The sequence below is a fragment of the Nocardia inohanensis NBRC 100128 genome (assembly GCF_001612945.1).
Taxonomy (GTDB): Bacteria; Actinomycetota; Actinomycetes; order Mycobacteriales; family Mycobacteriaceae; genus Nocardia; species Nocardia inohanensis.
This window is the reverse complement of sequence record NZ_BDBK01000008.1, coordinates 1-22,643: the sequence shown is the minus strand read 5'-3', so window position 1 is coordinate 22,643 and position 22,643 is coordinate 1. Positions and strand designations below refer to the sequence as shown.

Sequence of the window (22,643 nt, the reverse complement as noted above, 5' to 3'; positions counted from 1 at the left end):
CCGCGCCTCAGAGTTTCGACACCGACTGCGCGAAAGTGAATACGCCATCCGGATCGTAGCGCTGGGCGACCTTGCGCAACCGGGAGGCGTTCGCGCCGTAATAGGCCCGGCCCCAATCCTTCAGGTCCGGGTCGATGTAGTTCACGAATCCGGTCGCGCCGGCGAGATCGCCCAGCGCGTCACGCACCTCGCCGACCGCCGTCCGGTCCGCCGCGGTCGTTCCGCCGACGTAGATCTGCGCCGTCGCCAGCGCGCTTCGATGCGGAAACGCGGTGTCGGCCGCACCGATTCGCCGCACCGCGCCGCCCAGGCTGTCGAGCAGCACGTCCATGCCGGCGCGTCCGGTCAGCAGTGCGGTGAGGCGGCTTGGATCCGCGAGCGGTTCGGTCAGCATCCGGGAGGAGGCGGTGAAGGATTCGCGCTCCAGCGCGCCGCCGTCGTTCCAGGACGGACGGCATTGCGCGACCGCATAGTTCGAGCAGCCACCGAAATACTGCACGGACTGCAAGAACGCCATGGTGGTGACTTCGCGGCTCGCGGGCTGGGCGCCGATGGCCGCGATCAGCTTGTCCAGCAGGGAGTTCAGGTCCTTGTCGGTGCCGAGATAGCAGACGCTGATCCGGCTGGACGGCGGCGAACCGGCGGAAATCGCGAGGGTGGACCAGAATTCGTCCGGGGCGGTGGCGGTGAAGGATTGCCAGCCGCCGATCACGGCCGTCGACGAACCGCCGGGAACAGCAGCTTGGCCACCGCCGGGCGGGGTGCGGGCTGGGTGCGAAAGGTGAACGAGGTGACCACACCGAAATTGCCACCGCCTCCGCCGCGCAACGCCCAGAACAGGTCCGGTTCGGAGGTCGCCGAGGCGGTCCGCACGGTGCCGTCGGCGGTGACGATCTCCGCCGAAACGAGACTGTCGCAGGTCAATCCGTACTTCCCGGCCAGCACGCCGATACCGCCGCCGAGGGTGAGCCCGGCGATCCCCACGGTCGGGCAGGAGCCGGCCGGGAGACAGCGGCCGGCGTCGGCCAAGCCCGCGTACACCGGCATCAGCCGGGCGCCCGCGCCGATCACGGCGGTGCCGTCCGACCGGACCTCCACGCCGTCGAGCCCACCCACATCGATGATCAAGCCGTCGTCGGGGGTGGAATAACCTGCGTAGCTGTGGCTTCCGCTGCGGGCCGCGACCGTGATCCCGGTGCCGGCGGCGGCGGTCACACAGGCCTGTACATCGGAGACGGTGCCGCACTTGGCGACCGCGGCCGGTCGCCGGTCGTCGAATCGCGGATTGAACGCCAGTTTCGCGCGCTCGTACCCGCTGTCCTGCGGAAGCAGCAGCGAACCCGACAGCCGATTGCGCAATCCCGCCCAATCCAGCTGCCCCGGAGCGGATTCCGCCTGCTGCCGGCCGCCGGCCGTCCACGCCCCCAGCGCGGCGCTCACCGCCACCACCCCGCTCGCACGCAATACAGTCCGACGATCGATCGCCATCGCGATGCCTCCCCCGAGGACATTCCCGATCGCCGCACACCGGAAACCGGTACGAAAACACCATCCGCCCGGTCATCGCCCCCGATGGGCCCGGTGTTTCAGCCGAGCAGCTGTTCGGCGAGGCGCGTCCAGTCCGCCAGAACCTGCTTGCGGCGCAACCGATCTCGCCCGACCATCTCATCGAGGGTGGCGCCGCGCACCAGGTTGATGGTGAGCCAGAACGCGGCCTCCAGGCGTTCACGCGAGACATCGATCCGGGCCGCGCACGCGTCGAGCAGCTCGACGGTCAATTCGTGCTGCACACGCAGCATTTCGCGCCGCAGTTCCTTATCGTTGGCGATCCCGACGTACAGCTCGACGGCGGCCTTGCCGAGCTTGCCCGCGAACGGCGCGGTCACGAACTCCACCAGCACTTCCCCGGGCGCGGCGCTCGCCCCCAGGGTGCGTACCCGTTTACCCAGCGCCTCCCGCTGCCGCTGCGTCAGCTGATCGATGGTCTGCGCGAACAATTCCTGCCGCGTGTGAAAGTGGTGCAACTGCGCTCCCCGCGTCACTCCGGCTCGCGCGGTGATATCGGCGATGGACGCGCTCGCATACCCCACCTCGGCCAGGCTGTCGATGGCGGCATCCAGCAGCAGCGCCCGCGTTCGCAGACTCTTCTCCTGATGCTTGTTCAAAGGCAGACCCGCAACCACCAGGTCACTCTACCCAATCATCCGAAATTGCGTGCACCCTTGCACGGAATTGGGTGTCACCCGTAACGTAATGGCATGCCAGTCGACCGCCTGCTGCCCAGCACCGAAGCCCGCGACCTTCTCGAACTGACCCGCGATATCGCCGACAAGGTCCTGGAACCCGACGCCGCCGAATTCGAGAAGCAGCAGCGGTATCCGGAAGAGGCGTTTCGCGCACTCGGCGCGGCGGGCCTGCTGAGCCTCCCCTACCCCGAGGAATTCGGCGGCGGCGGACAGCCCTACGAGGTCTACCTCCAAGTCCTGGAAGAGCTGGGCGCGCGCTGGGCGGCGGTGGCGGTGGCGGTCAGCGTCCACAGCCTCTCCTGCCACCCCCTCTTCGCCTACGGCACCGACGAACAGAAGAACCGCTGGCTCCCGGACATGCTGTCCGGCAACCTGATCGGCGCCTACTCCCTCTCCGAAGCCCACGCCGGCTCCGACGCCGCCGCCCTCCGCTGCCGCGCCGTCGAAGCCGAGGACGGCTACCGCATCACCGGCACCAAAGCCTGGATCACCAACGGCGGCAAAGCCGACTACTACACCCTCTTCGCCCGCACCGGCGAAGGCTCCCGAGGCATCTCCTGCTTCCTCGTCCCCGCCGACACTCCCGGCCTCACCTTCGGCAAACCCGAAGAGAAAATGGGCCTCCGCGCCGTCCCCACCACCGGCGCCGCCTACGACGCGGCATTCGTCCCGCGCGACCGCCTCATCGGCGCCGCCGGCGAAGGTCTCCCCATCGCCTTCTCCGCCCTGGACAGTGGCCGCCTCGGAATCGCCGCCGTGGCAACGGGAATCGCCCAACGAGCCCTCGACGACGCCGTCGCCTACGCCAAAGACCGAGAAGCCTTCGGCAAAGCCATCATCGACCACCAGGGCCTGGGCTTCGTCCTGGCCGACATGGCCGCCGCCGTAGACTCCGCCCGAGCCACCTACCTCGACGCCGCCCGCCGCCGCGACGCCGGCCTCCCCTACTCCCGCCAAGCCAGCGTCGCCAAACTCATCGCCACCGACGCCGCCATGAAGGTCACCACCGACGCCGTCCAAGTCTTCGGCGGCTACGGCTACACCCAGGACTTCCCCGTCGAGCGCTACATGCGCGAAGCCAAAATCACCCAGATCTTCGAGGGCACCAACCAAATCCAGCGCCTCGTGATCGCCCGCGGCCTCGCCGCCAACTGATCGGCCCGGCGATGGTTACCACGTGACCGGTAGTTCCAGGAGGCCACGGAACATGCGGCCTTGCCGGAACGGGATGTCCTCCACAGGTATAGCGAAAGCCAAGGTCGGGAATCGCCGGAACAAGGTGCCGATGGTTACCTGGAGCTCGATTCGAGCCAGGTGTGCGCCGAGGCAATGGTGTGGGCCGTAGCCGAACGCAAGGTGAGGGTTGTCTTGGCGGGTGAGGTCGAGTTCGTCGGGGCGCTCGAATACGGCGGGATCCCGGTTGGCCACGGGATTGTGGACGGCCACGGCGTCTCCGGCGCGCAACAGGGTGCCGCCGAGTTCGGTGTTTTCGAGCACGATTCGGCTCAGCAGTGGACTGATGGCGGCCGGGGTGAAGCGGAGTAGTTCTTCGATGGCGCGCGGCAGTAGCGCAGGGTCGGCTTTGAGCAGGTCGAGCTGGTGGGGGTGGGTGAGCAGGGTGTAGATGAAATTGCCGATCTGGTTGACGGTGGTTTCGAACCCGGCCATCAGCAGGGTCACGCCGAACTGAACCAGTTCATCTTCGCTGAGTGCGTCTTGGTCGTCACGGGCCTGCACCAAGACGCCCAGGACGTCGTCGTTGGGATGTGCGCGGCATCTCGCCACCAGTCCGGTCAGGTACCGCTTGAGTTCTTCGCGGGCGCTGACGATCTGCTCGGGCGGGTAGGCGGAGAGCGCGAGCGCCGCGTCGGTCCAGGCGCCGAACTGTTCCCGGTCCTCGAACGGGACGCCGAGTAGTTCGCAGATCATCGTGATCGGCAGGGGCACTGCGAGATCGCGTACCAGGTCGGCCACCGGGCCGCGTTCGACGATGCGGTCCAGCAGGGTGTCGACCACTTCCTGGACCCGCGGCCGGAGTTGTTCCATGCGCCGATGGGTGAATGCGCCCGCCGCCAGGCGGCGCAGCCGGGCGTGCTCGGCGCCATCCATGAGAACCAGGCTGGTGTCGGTCGGTGGCACCGGGATCGACCTCGGTATATCGGCGCCGAGTGCGGCCGCCCGGCTGAAGCGGGGATCGGACAGTGATGTCTTGACATCGCCGTGCCGGGCCGCCAGCCACGCATCGCCGCCGAAGAGCATCGCCACCCGCGCCAGCCCGTCGCCATCGCGCAGCCGGCCCAATTCCGGTTCGATCTCCAAGCGCTGCGCCGTGCCGGTCGGTATCGGGCAGGCGGCGGCCGGCACCCGGCGTTCCTGAGGTTGCGGTGCCATCGGCGGGCCTTTCATCGGGCAGACCGGTTATCGGACTGCTGAATGTAAGCCGGTGTCACACAACGTGTTTGATCGGCCCGCGCAACGTTACCAACGACGCTACGGGCATTCAATCGCCGATCAGGAGACGATCTTCAGACGTTCGGTGGGCTGGGCCGAGTTGACGCATTCGACGTAGGGGTTGGGGTTGCCGTCGCGCTGGCCGCAAGTCCAGTCGTCGGGAGTGGCGGGGACGGCGAGATCTTCGGTGGTATCGCCGTTCTGGTTGCGGAGGGTGATGTATGTGTTCGCTACGGATACGGCTTGGGCGCAGAAGGATTCGCCCTTGGCGGTCGCGGCCAGGACGCCCAGCCCGTTCGAGGCGGCGCCGCAGGGGATGTAGTCGGCGGCGGCGCTCGTGGGGCGCGGGGTGGAGGTGCGGGTGGTTGTCTTCGGGGCGGTGGTGGCCGGGGCTGACGCCGTCGTGGTCGAGTGCGATGCTTCGGGGTGGCCGCTCGTTTCGTTCGAGCAAGCCGAAAGCCCAAGTACCGCAATGGCGATCGCGCTCAGCATGATCGGGCCGGTACTACTCCGCACAGGTTGTCCTTCCGCCGCACACTGCCGCCGCCATCGATGCGAACGGTCGATTCAACCTACCGGACAGGCTCATTCGGACAATCGAGTGTTGATCCGATACAAATTCGGCGCGGTTCGATAGGCCGTAGCGTGAATGGTCCGGCGGCGGAGGGGCGGACCAGTGACAGCGCTATTGATGACAGTGACCGTGGCGGCCGTCGCTTCGATCGTGATCGTCGTCGAACGATGCGCGGGAGTGTGGGTGCTCGCCACTCTTTGCGGGGCATGGCTGTTGGCGGGCGTGACACTGTTCGATGCCGGATGGTTCCACCCACGCCGTGACCTGCTCGCCGCCGCTTTCGGCCTACGGCGCCCGGTCGCCGGGGAATCGGATGCGCTCTCGACGGCGTGGGCGAACCTGTCGCAGCGGCCGGGGGTCGACGGCTGGGGTTATTCACTCTGGATCCAGCAGTCGCCGCAGATCAACGCGTACGCCGGCCCGGCCCGGCTCGTCGCCGTCACCAGTTGGGCCGTAGGCACGCTGCCGCCCCGGGAACTGGAAGCCGTGCTCGCCCACGAATACGGGCACCACATCGTCTCCGACGCCCGATTGCGGTTGCTGGAAGCCTGGATCAGCGCACCGGTACGGCTGGCGCAGCGCTTGGGGACACTACCGGGACGCCTCGTTACCCGCCGTGCCACCGGCCCGATTGCCACGGCCGTCCGGTATGTCAGCGCGGTACTGATACTGGCTGTCGCGGCATGGAGTCTGACCCCGGCCGCGGGATGGCCCGCGACCGCCATGGCCGTACTGCTCGGCGTCGAACCATTGGCGACCGCCGCCCGCCGGCGCCGAGCCGAGCTGCGAGCCGACGCGATCGCCGTCCACCTCGGATACCGGCACGAACTCGCCGACGCCCTGCTCCGGCGGCAGCGACCGACCGGCACCGAGCCCGCCGCACCATTCCGGCGCTGGTTCGACGACCACCCACCGATCCCGGATCGACTGCGCGCCATGACATTACCGGAACGCGGCCGTCAGGGCCCGGCATCGCCGTAGTCGAACCGCGCCGCGTCCGTGCTCCACTCGATTAACCTAGCGGTCGCTCGGTGCACTCGCTTGCGCTGCGTCGCTCCCGGTCCCCGGCGGATCGGCGGGTAATACTGCTGGGCGTGAGCGGTTCCGAGACAGACGATCAGGTTCCGGCGTGGGCGCGCAAGACCGCCGGTGAATCCCGGTGGGCCGCTACGGCCGCGATGATCGGGTTCCTGGTGTTGCAGTACTACCTGCCGCAGCAGATCACGCCGACCCCGAATTGGCTGGTGCCGCTGCTGGGGTTCGTGGTGATCGTCGTGCTGGTGGTGGGCAGTCCGTTCCGGCTCGACCGTGAGGAACAGTGGCTGCGCCATCTCAGCCTCACCATGATGGCGTTGCTCGGTTTCGCCATGGTCTATTCGGTGACGCACCTGGTGGAGGCGCTCATCGACGGATCGGTCAGCAACAATCCGGGCGGCCTGCTCACCTCCGGCGGCGCGGTCTGGCTGTCGAACGTGCTGGTCTTCGCGCTCTGGTACTGGGAATTCGATCGCGGCGGACCGGCGGCGCGGGCCCACGGCCGCAAGAAGTACCCGGACTTCGCTTTCGTGCAGATGCAGAATCCCGGCCTGGCTCCGGATGATTGGGAACCGCAGTTCCCGGATTACCTGTATCTCTCGTTCACCAACGCCACCGCGTTCAGCCCGACCGACGTGATGCCCATGTCCTGGTGGGCCAAGCTCATGATGATGGTGCAATCGGCGATCTCATTGGTCACCATGAGCCTGGTCATCGCCCGCGCGGTCAATGTCTTGAAATGACTACGAATTCAGCGGTTGAACCACATATCGGCGAGCACCAGCACCACCGCGCCGGCGACCAGACCACCGGCTAGCAGGATCGATTGGCCGATGGTGGCGCAGATGCCGGCCGCCATGAACAGGCCCATCACCGGCAACCACACGAACATGTCGGGGGCGCCGAGCGCGCGCTTCTTCTGCGCCGCTCCCCCAGCCTGACCCGCGCGCCCGGACTGCGGACGTCGCGCCGTAGTTGTTCTTCCCTGTGTACTCACCTGGGCGACACTACAATCGACCGTCCGCCCGCGCGCGCTCAGGGGCGGTGCGGGCGGAGGTTCTCACGATGATCTCAGACGGCGGGTCGTGACTCGCTGACCAGCCAGCGGCCGTCGGACTGCTCCTCCAGTTTCAGGACCAGGGTGAGCGGCACGATGTGCGAGTCGGGAACGTCCACGCTCCACTGCTGCTGTTTGACCGAGACCAGCGCCTCGGCCTTCTTGCCGTCGAATGTGGCAAGCCCGCAATGGGTGTCGAGGGCGGTGCTGCGCACGAACTGCCCGCCGATCCAATCCCGCAGACCAGCGGTGGAATTGCCGAACTCCTGCTTCCAGCCGCCGGTGGAGGCGTTCAGCACCGCGGTGAAGTACCGGTCCGGATCGGTGAAGTCGTAGCTCGCCAGCAGCTGCGTGTAGTCGCAGGCAGCCTGCACCGCCGCTCCCTGGCGGGCGTCGGCCTGTTTGGCGGCCGAAACCTGCTGCCGCTGTTGGGCGATGGTGTCGGCGCGCTGATCGGCGGTGTCCTGCGCGCTGCTCGCCCGCATACCGTAGAACGCGGTCCCGGCGATGCCCAGCACCGCCAGCACGCCCGCGGCAATGAGCGGGACGCGGTTGGCATCGGATCGCTTGGGCTCGTTGAGGAACGGCGGCGGCGCGGCGGGCGCGTACTCCGGTATCGACGGAACCGCCGCGGACTTCGAGCTGGAGCGCTGCGACGGTTTGGGATGGTCACCGGCCGTGGCCTGCGCACCCTCACCGGGTTTGGACATGAATGTACCCTTCTGAATCGTGATGGCTCGCATGGTATCCCGTGCGGTCAACCGGACGGGTGCCCAGTCGCGCTGGGCGGTACCTGAGGCGGCGAATCGACGATTCCGTGCGGGCTGAGACTACCGGGCCGGGCGCGCGGGCAATGCGCAGCAACCGGGGGTGCAGGGTGCGCCGTTGGTGGTGCAGCCGAGGCCGGTGAGCGTGCTCAGGCGGGCCGGAGCCGCATCGGATACGTACTCCTGCACCAGGTCCGCGACCAGCTGGGCGAAGCGCGGGTCCGGGCCCGGGGTGGCGGCGCGGGCGAAGGCCATGCCGAGCTCGGCGGCGCGCTGGGCGGCCTCGTTGTCGAGATCCCAGATCACCTCTAGGTGATCGGAGACGAACCCGACCGGGCAGACCACCACCGCGTCCACGTGCTGTTCCGCCAGCGCGTCCAAGTGGTCGACGATGTCGGGATCCAGCCATGGGATCCGCGGCGGGCCGGAACGCGATTGCCACACCAGATCGTGCGACGCGAAACCTGTTGCGGCGGCGACCAATCGAGCAGCCTCGGCGACCTGGCGGCTGTAGAGGTCCTGCTCCTCGGGCGGACCCGAGGCATGATCGGCCGACACCGGGATGGAATGCGCGGTGAAGACCAGGCGGGCGCGTTCACGACGGTCCGCCGGCAATTGCGCAACCGCCGCACGCACGGCATCGGCGAACGCCGCGATCAGTAGCGGATGGTCGAAATACTGACGCAGCTTGGTCAGATCCGGGGCATCCGTGACCGCTTTCCGCGCCCGCGAAATGTCCTCGTGGTACTGCAAGCACCCCGAATACCCACCCCACGCCGAGGTGGGAAACACCAGCGCCGAACGGATCCCGTCCGCTCGCATGCGCTCCACGGTGTCCTCGACCATCGGATGCCAATTGCGGTTCCCGAAGTACACCGGCAATTCCACACCGCGCGAAGCGAATTCGGCCTCGATCGCCTTGATGATGTCGAGGTTCAGCGCATTGATCGGCGACACCCCGCCGAAGTGCAGATAGTGCTCCGCGACTTCGGCGAGACGCTCCGGCGGAATGCCCCGGCCCCGAGTGACGTTCTCCAGGAACGGCATCACATCCTCGGGGCGCTCGGGGCCGCCGAAGGACAGCAGCAGCAGCGCATCCACTTTCACAGCGGTGGCATCCGCGGCCACAGCCCCTCCTTCAGCTCTAGTTGGCGCCGAAACCCTGTTCCGGGAACCAGGTGTTGTGGCTGGCGCCGCCATCGACGTAGATAATGGAGCCGGTGGTGCCGGGCAGCCAATCCGAGAGCAAGGTGCAGATGGACTTGGCGACCACGGTCGGGTCGTCCACATCCCAGCCGATGGGCGAGGCGCCGTCCCAGTACTCGTTGAGCATGTTCAGCTGCTTGGCGTCATCGGTGGCGGTGCCCGCGATGGCCTTGGCGGCGAGGGTCTTGATCGGGCCGGCCGCAATCAGATTCGAGCGAATCTTCTTGGCCTCGCCCATTTCCCGCGCCACATAGCGGTTCACGGACTCCAGCGCGGCCTTGGCCACGCCCATCCAGTTGTAGAACGGCATGGCGGTGCGCGGATCGAAGTCCATGCCCACGATGGAGCCGCCCTCGTTCATGACGGGGAGCACGGCGCGCGCCAGCGAGGCGTAGCTCCACGCCGAGATCTCGAACGCCTTGGCCGCGTCCGGACCGGGCGCGTCGAGGAAGTTCACCGCGTCCGGGCCCATCAGGGTCTTGGGGGCGAAGGCGATGGAGTGCAGCACGCCGTCGATGCCCTCGGGCGCCAGCTCCCGTACCTTCTCGGCCAGCTGCGAGAGGTTCTCCTCGCTGGTGATGTCCAGGCCGATGGCGGGAGGAACCTCCTGCGGCAGCCGCTTGGCGATCCGGTCGATCAGCCGCAGCCGCTCCGGAATACCGGTGATGATCACCTTCGCGCCCTGCTCCTGCGCGACCGCGGCCGCGTGGAAGGCGATCGACGAATCGGTGATGATGCCGGTGATGAGTACGGTCTTGCCTTCGAGCAATCCACCCATGGGTTGGTCGGTTCTCCTCGGTATTGGGGATCGGGAATGCGCGGTAGGTGAAGCCTAGTGGCCCATGCCCATTCCGCCGTCGACCGGGATGATCGCGCCGGAGATGTAGGAGGCGTCGTCGGAGACCAGGAAGCTGACCACACCGGCCACGTCCTCGGCCTGGCCGATGCGACCGGCGGGAATGAACTCGAGCGCCGTCTTGCGCATCTCCGGGGTCATCTCGTCACGGGTCATATCGGTGTCGATGAGACCGGGCGCGACCACGTTCGCGGTGATGTTGCGCTTGCCGACCTCACGGGTGATGGCACGCGCCATTCCGACCAGGCCCGCCTTGGCCGCCGCGTAGCTGACCTGCGCCGGCGCGCCGATCTGACCGACCACCGAGCCGAGGAACACGACGCGGCCGAAACGGTTCTTGAGCATATTGCGGTTGGCCCGCTGCGCGACCCGGAACGCACCGGTCAGGTTGGCGTCGATGACCTTCTGGAACGATTCCTCGCCCATGCGCATGAACAGCACATTGTCGACGATGCCCGCGTTGGCGATGACGACCTCGACCGGACCCTGATGCGCTTCGACCTCGGTGAACGCGCGATCGACCGATTCGGCATCGGTCACATCGCATTTCACGCCGAAGAGTCCCTCCGGCACCCCCGAACCACGATGCGTGACGGCGACCTTGTGTCCATCGGCGAGCAGGCGCTGAGCGACCGCGAGCCCGATGCCGCGGTTACCGCCCGTAACCAGTACCGACCTGGAAGTGTTCGACATGCCGTAGAACTTAACCGGTCCGGGGTGTGATGCCCACATTGGGGCGACATCACATTCGTCATAGGAACAAAATGACGAATGCCCGAAACCACCTGGCCGAGGTCGGGTAGCGTCGGGCATTTTCGTGTCGAGCGGGTTACGGAATGCGCTGGCGCAGTAGCAGTCCGGATCCGACACCGGCGGCGACCAGGAGGCCGGCGAGCAGCATCCAGGGACGGCTGGCGTCGCCCCGGGTGTTCTCGTAGCCGATCTGCTCTTCCAGAGTGTCGTAGACGGCGTTCAATTCCTCCAGGCTGGAGGCCGTATAGAACTCGCCGCCGGAGAGTTTGGCGATCTCACGCAGCGAATCGTCGTCGACAGGGACCTTGACGCGCTGCGAACCCTTGCCGTCGGAATCGGGGATCTCGACCGTGCCCCAGGTGGTGCCGAACGAAATCGTGGATACCGGAACGCCTTTGCTCTTGGCCAGGCGGGCGGCGGTGAAACCGTGGCGCGGATTGTCGACGTCGTTGTCGGCGGGCACCGTCTGCTTACCGTCGGACATGAGCACGATGCGCGCGGGCGGCGGGGTCTCCGCCCCGCCCAGCACCGAGGCGAGGGTGTCGATGGATTGCAGCGCGGTCAGGATGCCTTCACCGGTGGCGGTGCGCTCGGCCAGCTTGATGTTGTCGATGGCCGCCTTCACCGCTTCGCGATTGGTGGTCGGCGACATCTGCACCGACGCCGTGCCCGCGAAGGTGACCAGGCCCAGGTTGACGCCCGGGGTCAGGCCGTCGGCGAACTCCTTGGCCGCCTTCTGCGCCACCTGCAATCGGCTGGGCGGCACATCGGTGGCCTCCATGGAGAGCGACACGTCCAGCACCAGCACCACGGTGGCCCGGTTGCGCGGCACCTTCTTGGCCTCGGTCGGACCGGCCGCACCGATGGTGAAGCAGACCAGCGCGGCCAGCAGCAGCACGATCGGCAGGTGCCGCCACGGTTTGGGACTTTTCGGCGCCACCAGTTCCAGCTGCTCCATATTGCTGAAACGCAGCATCTGCTTGTGCCGGCCACGCTGCACCAGCACGTACACCAGGGCGAGGACCGCGATCACGGCCAGGAACAGGAACCAGACATACGAAGTGAAGCCTGTAATACTCACTGCCGCGGTACCTGCCGGGAGGTCGAGGCGCCGAAAGTGTGGCGCCGGGTGGACACGAATCGGACCACATCGGCGATCCAGTCCCGATCGGTGCGCAAGGTCATGACGGGCGCGCCGCAACTGCGCAACGCCCCTTCGACCTGATCGCGATGCTGCCCCGCGGCGCGCGCGTAATCGGCGCGCAGCTGTGGCGTCACGCTGAACTCGCGGGTGCGGCCGGTCTCCGGATCGTGCAGCACCACATCACCGAGGTCGGGCAGCTCCAGATCGCGCGGATCCAGCACCTCCACCCCGAGCAGATCGTGGCGGCCGGAGATGGCGCGCAGCGAACGCTGCCAATCGATATCGCCGAGGAAATCCGAGATGATCACGGCCAGACCGCGTTTGCGCTGCGGCCGGCGCAGGGCTTCGATGGCCCCGCCCAGATCACCGCGCACGCCGTCGCGGGCGTGCGGGGTGGTGGCGATCTTGCGCAGCATGGTCTGGGCGTGCACCCGGCCGCTGCGCGCCGGAATCCGGATCAGCTGTTCGCCATTGGCGACGACCGCGCCGATCCGATTGCCGCCGCCACTGGTCAGATGCGTGACCGCGGCGGCCGCGGCCACCGCCAGATCCCGCTTCTGGCACCTGCCGGTACCGAAATCCAGACTGGCGGAGAGATCCACCACCAGCCAGGTCTCCAGTTCCCGGTCGGCGATCATCTGCCGCACGTGCGGATGCGTGGTGCGGGCGGTCACCGACCAATCCATTTGGCGCACATCGTCACCCGGCTGATACATGCGGGCGTCGCCGGGATCGGATCCCGGGCCGGGAATCAAGCCCAGGTGGTCGCCGTGCAGGACGCCGTCCAAGCGGCGGCGCACGGTGAGCTCGAGGGTCTTCAACGCGGCGGACAATTGCGGATCACGCAGGTCACCCGCCCGGAAGGAGGGCGGGTGATGCGATGAACCGCCGGGCACGGAATTCGTCACGGGCGCAACCGGATCCGAATCTCGTCTCACTTGGCCTGCGGCTGGCCGGGCACGCCCGGAACCTGACCGTTGGGCGGCTGCGGGATGCCCTGCGGCGGCTGCGGGATGCCGCCGTGCGGAACCTGCGGCGCGCCCTGCGGCACACCGTGCGGGCCCATGGCGGGCGCGGCGGGCTGCGGAGCCGACGGCATCGGCGCGGCCGGCGCGGCGCCGGCCGGGGCCACCGCCTGCGGGGCCACCTGCGGCAGGCCGACGGTCTGGAGCACGCGGCGGATCACCTCGTCGGGGGTGATCTCGTCGGCGAGCGCGTCGTAGGACAGCACCAGACGGTGACGCAGCACGTCCGGGATGACCTCGACGACGTCCTGCGGTACCACGTAGTCGCGGCCACGGATGAGCGCCACGGCCCGCGCGGCGGCGATGATGCCGAGGCTGGCACGCGGCGAAGCGCCGTAGGAGATCCAGCCGGCCACATCGTGCAGGCCGAAATCGGCGGGCTTACGGGTCGCGGCGATGACGCGCACGACGTAATCCACCAGCGCGTGATGCACGAAGGTGTTCGCGGCCAGCTGCTGCAAGCGCACCAGCTCGGCCGGATCCAGCACCGGCTTGGGCTCCGGCGGGGTCACGCCCATCCGGTAGATGATCTCGCGCTCTTCCTCGACCGACGGGTAGTCCACGACCACCTTGAACAGGAAGCGGTCGCGCTGCGCCTCGGGCAGCGGATACACGCCTTCCGATTCGATCGGGTTCTGAGTCGCCATGACCAGGAACGGATTCGGCATCGGGTAGGTCTTGCCACCGATCGACACATGCCGCTCGGCCATCACCTCGAGCAGCGCCGACTGCACCTTGGCGGGCGCGCGGTTGATCTCGTCGGCGAGCACGAAGTTCGCCACCACCGGGCCGAGTTCGGTATCGAACTCCTCGCGCCCCTGCCGGTAGATGCGGGTACCGACGAGGTCGGTGGGCACCAGGTCGGGGGTGAACTGCACGCGAGAGAAGCTGCCGCCCACCACTTTCGCGAAGGTCTCCACGGCGAGGGTCTTGGCGATACCCGGCACGCCCTCCAGGAGCACGTGGCCCCGCGCGAGCACGCCCACGAGCAAACGCTCGACCAGGCGATCCTGGCCGACGATCACCCGCTTGACTTCGTAGATCGCCTTCTCCAGCGTCTGGACATCGCGCTCGAGGGTGCTGGAAACGGGAGCCGGCGTATCCGATTTCGCCATCGTCGCCCCACTCACACCATCAGTCGAAGTCACCCAACATCCCCGCTTTCGCCTTGGTCTCTGTGCGTGCTGCCACAACTATTCCAGGTATCCGCCGCATTTGCCGCACCTGGTTGGGATCAGCCGCCCTGCTTGGCAGTCTGCCAGTCTCATTCCAGCAACCGATCGATGGCCTCCGCGACGGGTGTCGCGCCGGCTGTCAGTTCAACTATTACCCGGTTCAACTCCGGGCGATGCAGCGCCGCGGCCAGGAACGCGGCCACATCATCGCGATACACATCCCCGTATTCGATCGCCGGACCCGCTGTCACCAGGCCGTTTCCGGGTTCGTTGCGCAGCGTGCCGGGACGCGCGATGAGCCAATCCAGTTCGGTGCGGGTCAAATACACATCGGCGGTCTTCTTGACGCGCATGTAGTGCTCGAAACCCTCACTCATCTCTCGATCCCGGCCCGCCTCCGGAAATACCGAGACCAGCAGAAATCGCGACACTCCGGCGAGCCGGGCGGCATCGGCGGCCTTCTCCAGGCCCTTACCGTCGATGAGCGTGGTCTGGTCCATCCCGGTGCCGTGCGCGCCCGCGGCGAACACGATCGCCTCGTGACTACGGAATTTTGCGGCGAGTGCGTCGATGCCGTCGGTGATGAGGTCCCCGGTGACCGGGTTCGCGCCCGCATCCGCGATGGCGTCGGCCTGATCGGGATTGCGGTGCATACCGGTTACCTCATCGCCGACTTCGGTCAGCAGGGCGGCCAATCGGCGTCCGATACCGCCTGCGGCGCCGATCACGAAGACCTTCACGAGCACCCTCCTCCGGTAGTTTCGCTCTCAAACGAACAGTCTGGGGGACGGATGGACGAGCACGCGGGACGACGCCCCAAAGGTTTGGGAAAACGGGCGTGGGTGACCACCAAGCTGGTGCGGCGGGTGCTGCGCGGGCTGGCGTGGTCGCGGTTCGTGCATGTCACGGTGATCGGCCGGGACCTGGTGCCGGCCACCGGGCCCGTGATCGTGGCGAGCAATCACATTTCGATGCTGGACGCGGTGTTCCTGTGGGGCGCGTTGCGGCGGCGGGCGATCGCCATCGCGATGGCGGAGCTGTGGTCGTGGCCGGTGGTGGGGTGGCTGGTGCGGCGGCTCGGCCAGATTCCGGTGGTGCGGCGGGACAGCGACTCCGGGCAGGCGGCGATGTCGCAGGCGGAGACGATTCTGCGGCACGGGGGCGTATTGATCATCTATCCGGAGGGCCGGCTGGTGGGGCCCGGTGAGCAGGAGCCCTACAAGCCCGGGGTGGCGAAACTGGCGCTGGCGACCGGGGTTCGGATCGTGCCGGTGGGGACGCGCGGGACCGACCGGGTGCTGCCGATGCGGCGGGTGCGCGGGGACGGGAAGGCGTTCGACCGCAGTCAGCGGGTGACCATTCGCTTCGGTGAGCCGATCGATCCCGGCGAATTCGATGACGCGGAGAAGCTGCTCGAGGTGTTGCGGTCGCGGATCGAGGAGTTGGGTTCAGATGAGCTCGGCGGTGAGCTTGCGTAGCGCGGCCTCGGACCCGGTGCCCGGTTCGGCGCTGTAGACCACCACCGCTCGCGCGCCCGGATCGGCGGGCAGGTTGAGGAATTCGTAATCCAGGTGCAGGTCACCGGCTCGCGGGTGCCGTAAGTGGTAGCGGCCGTAGGCGAGATCGGTGACGTCGTGGGTGTCCCACATGTGCCGGAATTGTTCGCTGGTCGCGGTCATCTCGGTGACCAGGGTTCGCAGTTCGGGGTCGTCGGGGCGGGCGGCGGCGCGCAAGCGCAGGTAGGTGACGATCTGCCGGGCCACCTGCGGCCACACCGGTGCACTGAGTGCGCGAATGCCGTCATTGCGGAAAACCAGGTGCGCCCAGGTGCGTTCGGGCTCCGCGACGGTGGCGAAATCCAGATCGAACACCGCGCAGGCCGCGCGATTCCAGCCCAATATGTCGGTGCGATGTCCGACCACGTAGGCGGGTGTGGGATCCAGCGCCATCAGCATCTGGGTCAGGCGCGGGCGCAACGGAGCACTGCGCGTGGCGGTTTCGTTCTGCGGCGGCCGGGCCAGGTTGTACAGGTATTCGCGTTCGTCGGCGGCCAGCCGCAACGCCGTGGCGATCGCGTCGATCACCGTGTCGGAGACATTGTCCAGACGGCCGCGTTCGAAGCGGATGTAGTAGTCCACGCTGATGCCCGCCAGTTGTGCGAGCTCCTCGCGGCGCAGGCCCGGCACCCGGCGGCGATTGCCGTGCGCGACCAGGCCGACCTGCTCCGGGCGCAGGCGGGCGCGCCGGGTGCGCAGGAACGCGCCGATATTCGAGATCTCCTCCACGGACGCAGATCCTAAAGGGGTTCCGCCGGACCCCGGGTTGGGTGCGCCCGGGGCGAAACAGAGGGCTGTTTACCGGCTTCCGGGTCCTCCAGGCTGGGTGTCGAGGCCAGGACCGGCCATCACCCGGCAATCTCGGAAGGAACCGAAGCCATGCGGCGCGCTTTGCTCGTGATCGACGTACAGAACGAATACATCAGCGGGAAGCTGCCGATCGCCTATCCCCCGCTCGATATCAGCCTCGGCAATATCGCCGCGGCGATGGATACCGCCGTGCGGGCCGGGATACCGATCGCGATGATTCAGCACACCGCTCCCCCGGAATCGCCGCTGTTCGCGGTCGGCAGCGCGGGTTTCGCGCTGCATCCGGTGGTCGCGGAACGCCCGTTCGACGTGCTGTTCGAGAAGACGATGCCTTCGAGTTTCACCGGCACGGGGTTGGGCGATTGGCTGGCCGCACACGACATCGACACCGTGGTGATCGCCGGGTACATGACGCAGAACTGTGACGAGTCCACCGCCCGCGAAGCCGTGCATCGGGGCCTGGCGGTGGAGTTCCTCTCCGATGCCACCGGCACTCTGGGGATGGCCAATGAGGCCGGCAACATCGGGGCCAAAGAATTGCACGAGGCCGTGCTGGTGACATTGCAGTCGCGATTCGCGGCGGTCTGCACGACCCGGGAGTGGATCGACGCGGTCGCGGGCGGGCCGGAACCGGTACGGTCGGGCATTCTCGCCAGCACCGCCGTGTCCCGGGCGTGAGCGGCGAGATTCTGCGCATCCCAATCGGTTTGGATCTGACGGCGGTGGCGGTCGGTGCGATCGGCGGCGCGGCGGCGGCCACCGTGCGGGCCGCCGCCGACCGGATCGACGTGCTCGGCGTGACGGTGGTCGCCTTCGCTACCGGTCTCGGTGGCAGCCTGTTGCGCGATGTGCTGCTCGGCGAGCAACCCGCCGCGCTGCGCGCCGACCGCTATCTGCTGGTTACGCTGATCGCCGCCTTGACCGGAATGGCCTTCGCGCACTTGCTGGTTCGCGCGGAGCCGGTGATCGCACTGCTCGATTCGGTGTCGATCGGTCTGTATCTGATTCTCGGGATCACCAAGGCGGAGCACGCCGGGTTGCCGCTCGCCGGCGCCGTTCTGGTCGGGCTGGTCGCTTGCAGCGGTGGCGGGCTGCTGCGGGATCTGTTGCTGGGCGATCCGGTCTCGCTCGTGCGCGTCGGATCTTGGTACCTCACAGCGGCTTTGGGTGCGGCCGCCGTCTACCTGATCGCCCGGCCTTGGACAGGATCGGGTTTTCCGACCATCGCGGCGGTGGTCGTGGCCGCCGGCCTGCGCATACTCGCGATGGGGCGCGGTTGGACGAGTCCGCTTGCCAGACCGGCGATTCCGCCCGTCTTGACTGATCGGAATCAAAGTGATTCGATTTGAATCACTATGGATCCAGTGAATCACCCGATACCGGGCGCGACCGGTGCGGCAGCCGCCGCGAATCCGGTTGCGCCCGAACCGCACCCGCGGGTGCGGCTGGGTGGTGAGCTACGCCGGTTGCGCGACCTCGCCGGAATCTCCGGGCGGGAGCTCGCCAAACGGGTGGGAATCAGCCAGTCGACGCTCTCGCGCATCGAATCGGGTCATGTGGTCCCGCCCCTACCGCAGGTGCTCGACTGGGCCAGAGAGGTCGGCGCCGAAGCGGAGACGCAACACGCGCTACGCACGCTCACCGAAGCGGCGCACTCTCCCGAGGTGCACGACTGGGCGGCCTCGCTCGCCGAGCGCGCCCACCTACAGGACGACGTCCGCGAGTTCGAGGAAGACGCGCACCTGGTGCGGAACTTCCAGCCTTCACTGATCCCCGGCCTACTACAGACCGCCGAGTACGCGCGGCGGGTGTTCGCCAATTTCGATCCCCCGTACTCCAAGGAAGACCTGGCGGCCGCGCTCGCCGCGCGCCTGCACCGCCAGCGCGTGCTCTACGACACCGCCAAGCGGTTCGAATTCCTCATCACCGAAGCGGCATTGCGCTTCCGGCCCGGCCCCCATCGGGTGCTGCTGGCCCAGCTCGATCGGATCATCTCCATCGAGACCCTCGATACCGTCACCATCGGCGTGATTCCGCACGATATCGAGGCGTGCACCACTATCCCGCACGGTTTCGTCATCTACGAAAGCGAGGACAATGCCCTCGCCTCCGCGGAACCGATACCCGGGAGCATGGTCACCCGGGGCCCCGAACAGGTCGACGCCCACCGCCGCCGCTGGGACGCATTGACGCGAATGGCCCTGTTCGACAACGACGCCCGCGAATTCATCGCCGAACTCCGGGCCGAAATCCTGCGCATTTCCACCAGTTGACCTGAATCCCGCGGCTGTACGAGGGGTCGGCCGCACGAGGGGTGGTGGTGTCGCAGCGAATTCGCTGCGACACCACCTGCCTCTTTTATCCGAAATCGAATTCGCCGGCGCGCACGCCGGACACGAATGCCCGCCATTCCGATCGGGTGAACCACAGGGTCGGGCTGTACCGATCCTTCGAATCGCGCAGCGCGATCTGACCTTCGTGGTACGCGACCTCGACGCAGTCGCCACCGCCGTAGCTGAAGCTGCTCTTCGCGAACCGCGGGCCGCGATGCTCCGCGCGAATCTTGTTGCCGTTCATGGCATGCATTCCTTCCCCCGGAGGGTCACTCCCCATGACCCTGCACGTGAATCACTTACGACACACACAGTGATATCCGAACCACCAGCTGCGCAACTGAATTCGCTCGGCCCAGCGCGCCGGAACACCGTAGTACCCATGAACGCAACTCTACGGCGACCCACCGACAAACTTGGGGGCCGCCGCAGCGGAAATCGCTTGCCCGGCCTGTTATTCCACGCGGCCGGCGCGCGCTGCCTCCCGGTTCACGGGCAGCTCCAGCGTAGCGTCGGGCGCGCTGTCAGCGACCTTTTGGCTATCGCCCTGGGCGACCAGTTCCGAGATGAGCGGCAGCTTCGACATCACGAAATCCACGCCGGGGTTGATGATGCCGCGCAGCACCGACAACACCGACCATTGGCTGGGGGCGATGATCTGCGCGGAGCGCTGCTCGATACCGCGCACCAACGCCTCCGCGCCCTGATCCGGGGTCAGATGCTGGTTCAAAGGCCATGGCACCAAACTGGTTCCGCGCACACCGAGCGGATCGGTATCCACCTCGAAACGGACCATATCGGTGTCGACGAAGCCGAAGTAGGCGACCGTGACGCTCGCCTTGTGCGGTGCGAGTTCGACCCGCAGCGCCCGGCCGAATTGCTCCACGGCGGCTTTACTGGCCGCGTACGGGGCCACGAACGCGCCCTGGGTGAAGGCGTAGATGGACGACACCAGCGAAATATGCCCGCCGGTCTCGATAATGTGCGGCAGCGCCGCGTGCGCGGTGTAGTACGCGCCGAGCAGGTTCACGCGCACCACCTTCTCGAACTCCTCCGGCGGCATACCGCGCACCGTGGCCAGCCGCGCGGTCACCCCCGCATTGGCCACCGCCACGTCCAATCGTCCGAACCGGTCGATGGTCGCCGCCACCGCGTGCTCCACCGCGTCGCGGTCCCCCACATCGGCGCCCACCCCGAGCACACCGTCACCGAGGGTGTCGGCGACCGCCGCCGTATTGCCGGCATCCCGCCCGACGATCGTGACCTGCGCGCCGCGCTGCCGCAGCGCCCGCGCGGTGGCCAGCCCGATCCCCCGCGTCCCGCCCGTCACCAGCGCCACCTTGCCGTCCAAATCGAATCGGCCCATAGTCAATGCTCCTCTCCGGCATTCGAACCGGTCCGGAAGATATCGACTCTGATCGCCACCGAATTCCACGGTCCCTTATTTCGATCTCGAATCCTAGAGCGCCCCAACCACTTTCGCAGCAGCCCCGCGCATTCGCCAGCCCGACGGTCCGATTCGATTTTTCGACAATCCCGCCATTCCCCGCCGGGTTCCGTACAAACCTCGCGCCCGGAATCCGCTCGGCGTTTGCTCGCTCGGCGCGCGGGTATCGCGCCAGCAGAACCGAACGAAGCAGTTCCACCCACTTTCGGGAAGGCCGTCATGTCCACACCGACCGCGCTGGCCCTGGTCTGCACGCTCAAGCCCACCCCCGCGGAATCCAGTAGCGACCTCATCGCCCGCCAGGTCCTCGACCAATTGGCCGAGCACGACATCAAAGGCGAACTCGTCCGCGTGGCGGATCTCGACATCCGCCCCGGAGTGAGCGCCGACGAAGGCGACGGCGACCAATGGCCCACACTGCGGTCCCGGGTACTCGCCGCCGACATCCTGCTGATCGCCACCCCGACCTGGGTCGGCCACATGTCCTCGATCGCTCAGCGCGTGCTGGAACGCCTCGACGCCGACCTGCACGAAACCGACTCCAAAGGCCGCCCGGTCATGGCCGGCAAGATCGGCCTCGCCGCAGCCGTCGGCAACGAGGACGGCGCCCACAAAATCGTGGCCGACCTCTTCCAGGGCCTGAACGATATCGGCTTCACCATCCCGTCCCAGGGCTGCACCTACTGGAACGGAGAAGCCATGGGCAGCATCGACTTCCGTGATCTGGACCAGGTCCCCTCCGCCGTCGCCGAAGCCACCGCGACCATGGCCCGCAACGCCGCCCACCTGGCCCGTCTGCTGCGCGACCACAACTATCCCGCCCCCGGATGAACTCGGTTCTGCCGTCCGGGTTCCGCTGGTAGCGTCCGGGGCGTGGAGACATTCAGTGATGCATTGACGTCTCTCGCTCGGGGGAGCTTGGGCGGGGCGATCGACCAGTATTACGCCTTCTCGCAGGCGATTCCGGCGGGGAACACCGCCGCGAACTCGGAGTTGTCGAAGGTGTGGATCGGGGATCGGGAGTTCGATCGGTCCGGGCATCTGGGGTCCTTCGCCGAGGACCGCACCTTCATGTGGGCTTGGGCGAACGAAAACCTGCGCGGGATGCCCGGGGTCGCGCACTCGGTCCGGCTGCGGGAACTCGGGATGGCGCACCGGGTGCCCGAACTCACCACGGCGCTGGTGGATTTGGATCGATTCGAGGATCCGTGGGCCGCGGCCGACCAGTTGGCTTTGATCGCGCAGGCATTGCTGGGCGTGCGCGGGATGACGAAGTTCAACCACGGTGGGCGGGCGTACACGTATGTGCTGATCGACGACGAGTCGGTACCGGTGGCGAACCCGGATCCGAGCCGGGCCGCCGAATCGCGGCAGGCCGCCGACGAGATACTGGCCGGTTCCGTTCCACGCGTGGTGAATACCGGTGGTGCGGCTCCGGCCGGTAGTGCGCCCGGATTCATCCCGGATTCGCTGCTGCCGGTGCTGGCGCCGGGCGCGCCCATCGCCATGAGTATGAGCGGGGTGCTGCTCGAAGCCGAACCCGAATTGACCGAACTCCGGCAGCGGCAACCGGTATGGGATCGGGCGGCCGGGCGGTTCTTCTACGCCGAACGCCCCGATCTCACCTTCGAAGCCGCCGAGATCGGGCATTTCGATGCGCAGCGCCGGCTGTGGGAATGGTCGGAGTTCGAAGGGGCGTCCACGATCCGCGCCATCGCCACGCAGCACGAAGCCGATCACCTGGCCGCCGAACAGGTTTCGCTGGACGGACAAGCGCGACCGGCCAATATCGCGAACCTGCTGGCCGCGGCGGCGGTCCATCGGGGCGGGGCGATCGGCTGGCTGCACGCGCCCACCGCCTCCGGCTATGTGAACCTGGCGCTCACCGATCCCCGCGTCCGCGCCCGCGGCATCGATCCCGACGACGCGTGTGTGCTGCTCGAGAACGCCGCGGACATGGTGCATCCGCTCACCCGCGCGCACAATCGCTATCCGACCATGCGCACCATGGCTGCCGGGTTCCTCGAATATTACGGTCTACCAATGCTTTACGTCGGTGAGCCGTATTTCGTCGGCGCGATGTTCGGCCTGTACGAAATGCGGGCCGAATTCGGTTCCGAGGGTGGTCTGATACGCACTCATTTCGGGCTGACGGGCACCCTCGGCTGATCCGGAATCGGCTGCTGGATGACCTTCAGGTTCTCGGTC

Annotated in this window: 26 protein-coding genes; 9 read left to right on the top strand and 17 right to left on the bottom strand. The window is 67.4% G+C overall.

Going from position 1 to position 22,643, the window contains the following annotated elements; translation table 11 throughout:
* Positions 1–7: 7 nt before the first annotated feature.
* The 3 genes from NI1_RS38820 to NI1_RS15835 all read right to left on the bottom strand — a co-directional run bounded on the left by NI1_RS38820 (position 8) and on the right by NI1_RS15835 (position 2,183).
* A complete protein-coding gene (locus NI1_RS38820; protein ID WP_218026755.1) occupies positions 8–712 on the bottom strand; it encodes an FAD-binding oxidoreductase in 705 nt (234 codons plus the stop codon).
* Positions 709–1,488, bottom strand: coding sequence for an FAD-binding oxidoreductase (locus tag NI1_RS38815; protein ID WP_218026754.1), 780 nt, complete (start codon positions 1,486–1,488; stop codon positions 709–711). Before NI1_RS38815 ends, NI1_RS38820 begins: the two co-directional genes overlap by 4 nt.
* A gap of 98 nt (positions 1,489–1,586) precedes the next feature.
* Positions 1,587–2,183: a TetR/AcrR family transcriptional regulator gene (locus tag NI1_RS15835; protein ID WP_067820701.1), complete on the bottom strand. Its 597-nt coding sequence runs from the start codon at positions 2,181–2,183 to the stop codon at positions 1,587–1,589.
* Between the two features lie 75 nt (positions 2,184–2,258).
* Here NI1_RS15835 and NI1_RS15830 point away from each other — a divergent pair, with 75 nt between their 5' ends.
* Positions 2,259–3,401, top strand: coding sequence for an acyl-CoA dehydrogenase family protein (locus NI1_RS15830; protein WP_067820698.1), 1,143 nt, complete (start codon positions 2,259–2,261; stop codon positions 3,399–3,401).
* Positions 3,402–3,416: 15 nt separating this feature from the next.
* On the opposite strand, the gene NI1_RS15825 is transcribed toward NI1_RS15830, so the two are convergent.
* Positions 3,417–4,637, bottom strand: coding sequence for a cytochrome P450 (locus NI1_RS15825; protein ID WP_084523285.1), 1,221 nt, complete (start codon positions 4,635–4,637; stop codon positions 3,417–3,419).
* Between the two features lie 120 nt (positions 4,638–4,757).
* A complete protein-coding gene (locus NI1_RS15820; protein ID WP_157535147.1) occupies positions 4,758–5,213 on the bottom strand; it encodes a hypothetical protein in 456 nt (151 codons plus the stop codon).
* Between the two features lie 175 nt (positions 5,214–5,388).
* Between NI1_RS15820 and NI1_RS15815 the strand changes: the two genes are divergently transcribed.
* Positions 5,389–6,252 carry a M48 family metalloprotease gene (locus tag NI1_RS15815; protein WP_067820691.1) on the top strand — a complete coding sequence of 288 codons (864 nt, stop codon included), beginning with the start codon at positions 5,389–5,391 and terminating at the stop codon, positions 6,250–6,252.
* A 113-nt stretch (positions 6,253–6,365) separates the two neighbouring features.
* Positions 6,366–7,049, top strand: coding sequence for a DUF1345 domain-containing protein (locus NI1_RS15810; protein ID WP_067820689.1), 684 nt, complete (start codon positions 6,366–6,368; stop codon positions 7,047–7,049).
* An 8-nt stretch (positions 7,050–7,057) separates the two neighbouring features.
* Here NI1_RS15810 and NI1_RS37950 read toward each other — a convergent pair whose 3' ends face one another.
* From NI1_RS37950 to NI1_RS15770, 9 genes are all read right to left on the bottom strand, one after another.
* Positions 7,058–7,303 (bottom strand): hypothetical protein, encoded by a 246-nt coding sequence (locus NI1_RS37950; RefSeq protein ID WP_157535146.1) that lies wholly within the window; start codon positions 7,301–7,303, stop codon positions 7,058–7,060.
* Positions 7,304–7,377: 74 nt separating this feature from the next.
* Positions 7,378–8,073, bottom strand: a complete 696-nt coding sequence (locus NI1_RS15805) for a hypothetical protein (RefSeq protein WP_157535145.1) — start codon at positions 8,071–8,073, stop codon at positions 7,378–7,380.
* A gap of 120 nt (positions 8,074–8,193) precedes the next feature.
* Positions 8,194–9,177, bottom strand: coding sequence for a ferrochelatase (locus NI1_RS15800; RefSeq protein ID WP_245663298.1), 984 nt, complete (start codon positions 9,175–9,177; stop codon positions 8,194–8,196).
* A 97-nt stretch (positions 9,178–9,274) separates the two neighbouring features.
* Positions 9,275–10,114, bottom strand: a complete 840-nt coding sequence (inhA, locus tag NI1_RS15795; protein ID WP_067820683.1) for an NADH-dependent enoyl-ACP reductase InhA — start codon at positions 10,112–10,114, stop codon at positions 9,275–9,277.
* A 54-nt stretch (positions 10,115–10,168) separates the two neighbouring features.
* Positions 10,169–10,885 carry a 3-oxoacyl-ACP reductase FabG1 gene (gene fabG1, locus NI1_RS15790; RefSeq protein ID WP_067820680.1) on the bottom strand — a complete coding sequence of 239 codons (717 nt, stop codon included), beginning with the start codon at positions 10,883–10,885 and terminating at the stop codon, positions 10,169–10,171.
* 136 nt (positions 10,886–11,021) lie between these two features.
* Complete coding sequence (locus NI1_RS15785) at positions 11,022–12,026, bottom strand: VWA domain-containing protein (protein ID WP_067820677.1); 1,005 nt, start codon at positions 12,024–12,026, stop codon at positions 11,022–11,024.
* The gene (locus NI1_RS15780) at positions 12,023–12,997 is read right to left on the bottom strand and encodes a DUF58 domain-containing protein (RefSeq protein ID WP_067820674.1); all 975 of its coding nucleotides are present in this window, start codon (positions 12,995–12,997) and stop codon (positions 12,023–12,025) included. Before NI1_RS15780 ends, NI1_RS15785 begins: the two co-directional genes overlap by 4 nt.
* 26 nt (positions 12,998–13,023) lie before the next feature.
* The gene (locus NI1_RS15775) at positions 13,024–14,229 is read right to left on the bottom strand and encodes an AAA family ATPase (RefSeq protein WP_067820671.1); all 1,206 of its coding nucleotides are present in this window, start codon (positions 14,227–14,229) and stop codon (positions 13,024–13,026) included.
* 149 nt (positions 14,230–14,378) lie between these two features.
* A complete protein-coding gene (locus NI1_RS15770) occupies positions 14,379–15,029 on the bottom strand; it encodes an NAD(P)H-binding protein (RefSeq protein ID WP_067822327.1) in 651 nt (216 codons plus the stop codon).
* A gap of 102 nt (positions 15,030–15,131) precedes the next feature.
* Between NI1_RS15770 and NI1_RS15765 the strand changes: the two genes are divergently transcribed.
* On the top strand, positions 15,132–15,767 hold the full coding sequence (locus tag NI1_RS15765) for a lysophospholipid acyltransferase family protein (RefSeq protein ID WP_245663241.1): 636 nt from the start codon (positions 15,132–15,134) through the stop codon (positions 15,765–15,767).
* Here NI1_RS15765 and NI1_RS15760 read toward each other — a convergent pair.
* On the bottom strand, positions 15,738–16,574 hold the full coding sequence (locus NI1_RS15760; protein WP_067820665.1) for a helix-turn-helix domain-containing protein: 837 nt from the start codon (positions 16,572–16,574) through the stop codon (positions 15,738–15,740). The genes NI1_RS15765 and NI1_RS15760 overlap by 30 nt on opposite strands.
* Before the next feature lie 150 nt (positions 16,575–16,724).
* Here NI1_RS15760 and NI1_RS15755 point away from each other — a divergent pair, with 150 nt between their 5' ends.
* From NI1_RS15755 to NI1_RS15745, 3 genes are read left to right on the top strand one after another with little or no spacing between them, the layout of a single operon-like run.
* Entirely contained in the window at positions 16,725–17,333 is a 609-nt protein-coding gene (locus NI1_RS15755) for a cysteine hydrolase family protein (RefSeq protein WP_067820662.1), read from the top strand.
* A complete protein-coding gene (locus NI1_RS15750) occupies positions 17,330–18,004 on the top strand; it encodes a trimeric intracellular cation channel family protein (protein WP_157535144.1) in 675 nt (224 codons plus the stop codon). Before NI1_RS15755 ends, NI1_RS15750 begins: the two co-directional genes overlap by 4 nt.
* Positions 18,005–18,019: 15 nt before the next feature.
* Positions 18,020–18,928 carry a helix-turn-helix domain-containing protein gene (locus tag NI1_RS15745; RefSeq protein ID WP_218026753.1) on the top strand — a complete coding sequence of 303 codons (909 nt, stop codon included), beginning with the start codon at positions 18,020–18,022 and terminating at the stop codon, positions 18,926–18,928.
* 85 nt (positions 18,929–19,013) lie between these two features.
* Here the strand turns inward: NI1_RS15745 and NI1_RS15740 are convergent, their stop codons facing one another.
* Together NI1_RS15740 and NI1_RS15735 are read right to left on the bottom strand one after the other, a co-directional pair.
* Positions 19,014–19,232, bottom strand: a complete 219-nt coding sequence (locus NI1_RS15740) for a DUF397 domain-containing protein (protein ID WP_218026752.1) — start codon at positions 19,230–19,232, stop codon at positions 19,014–19,016.
* Positions 19,233–19,442: 210 nt separating this feature from the next.
* Complete coding sequence (locus tag NI1_RS15735) at positions 19,443–20,354, bottom strand: short-chain dehydrogenase/reductase (protein ID WP_067820657.1); 912 nt, start codon at positions 20,352–20,354, stop codon at positions 19,443–19,445.
* A gap of 300 nt (positions 20,355–20,654) precedes the next feature.
* Between NI1_RS15735 and NI1_RS15730 the strand changes: the two genes are divergently transcribed.
* Together NI1_RS15730 and NI1_RS15725 are read left to right on the top strand one after the other, a co-directional pair.
* A complete protein-coding gene (locus tag NI1_RS15730; RefSeq protein WP_067820654.1) occupies positions 20,655–21,266 on the top strand; it encodes a flavodoxin family protein in 612 nt (203 codons plus the stop codon).
* 42 nt (positions 21,267–21,308) lie between these two features.
* Positions 21,309–22,604, top strand: a complete 1,296-nt coding sequence (locus NI1_RS15725) for a DUF6882 domain-containing protein (RefSeq protein ID WP_157535143.1) — start codon at positions 21,309–21,311, stop codon at positions 22,602–22,604.
* Positions 22,605–22,643: the final 39 nt, after the last annotated feature.

Bases quoted from the DNA above. Each gene is read 5' to 3' on its own strand.
- NI1_RS15800 (WP_245663298.1), bottom strand. From the start codon at position 9,177: ATGCCGTTCCTGGAGAACGTCACTCGGGGCCGGGGCATTCCGCCGGAG.
- inhA (WP_067820683.1), bottom strand. From the start codon at position 10,114: ATGGGTGGATTGCTCGAAGGCAAGACCGTACTCATCACCGGCATCATC.
- NI1_RS15735 (WP_067820657.1), bottom strand. From the start codon at position 20,354: ATGGGCCGATTCGATTTGGACGGCAAGGTGGCGCTGGTGACGGGCGGG.
- fabG1 (WP_067820680.1), bottom strand. From the start codon at position 10,885: ATGTCGAACACTTCCAGGTCGGTACTGGTTACGGGCGGTAACCGCGGC.
- NI1_RS38815 (WP_218026754.1), bottom strand. From the start codon at position 1,488: ATGGCGATCGATCGTCGGACTGTATTGCGTGCGAGCGGGGTGGTGGCG.
- NI1_RS15740 (WP_218026752.1), bottom strand. From the start codon at position 19,232: ATGAACGGCAACAAGATTCGCGCGGAGCATCGCGGCCCGCGGTTCGCG.
- NI1_RS15805 (WP_157535145.1), bottom strand. From the start codon at position 8,073: ATGTCCAAACCCGGTGAGGGTGCGCAGGCCACGGCCGGTGACCATCCC.
- NI1_RS15755 (WP_067820662.1), top strand. From the start codon at position 16,725: ATGCGGCGCGCTTTGCTCGTGATCGACGTACAGAACGAATACATCAGC.
- NI1_RS15730 (WP_067820654.1), top strand. From the start codon at position 20,655: ATGTCCACACCGACCGCGCTGGCCCTGGTCTGCACGCTCAAGCCCACC.
- NI1_RS15825 (WP_084523285.1), bottom strand. From the start codon at position 4,637: ATGGCACCGCAACCTCAGGAACGCCGGGTGCCGGCCGCCGCCTGCCCG.
- NI1_RS15775 (WP_067820671.1), bottom strand. From the start codon at position 14,229: ATGGCGAAATCGGATACGCCGGCTCCCGTTTCCAGCACCCTCGAGCGC.
- NI1_RS15815 (WP_067820691.1), top strand. From the start codon at position 5,389: ATGACAGTGACCGTGGCGGCCGTCGCTTCGATCGTGATCGTCGTCGAA.
- NI1_RS15830 (WP_067820698.1), top strand. From the start codon at position 2,259: ATGCCAGTCGACCGCCTGCTGCCCAGCACCGAAGCCCGCGACCTTCTC.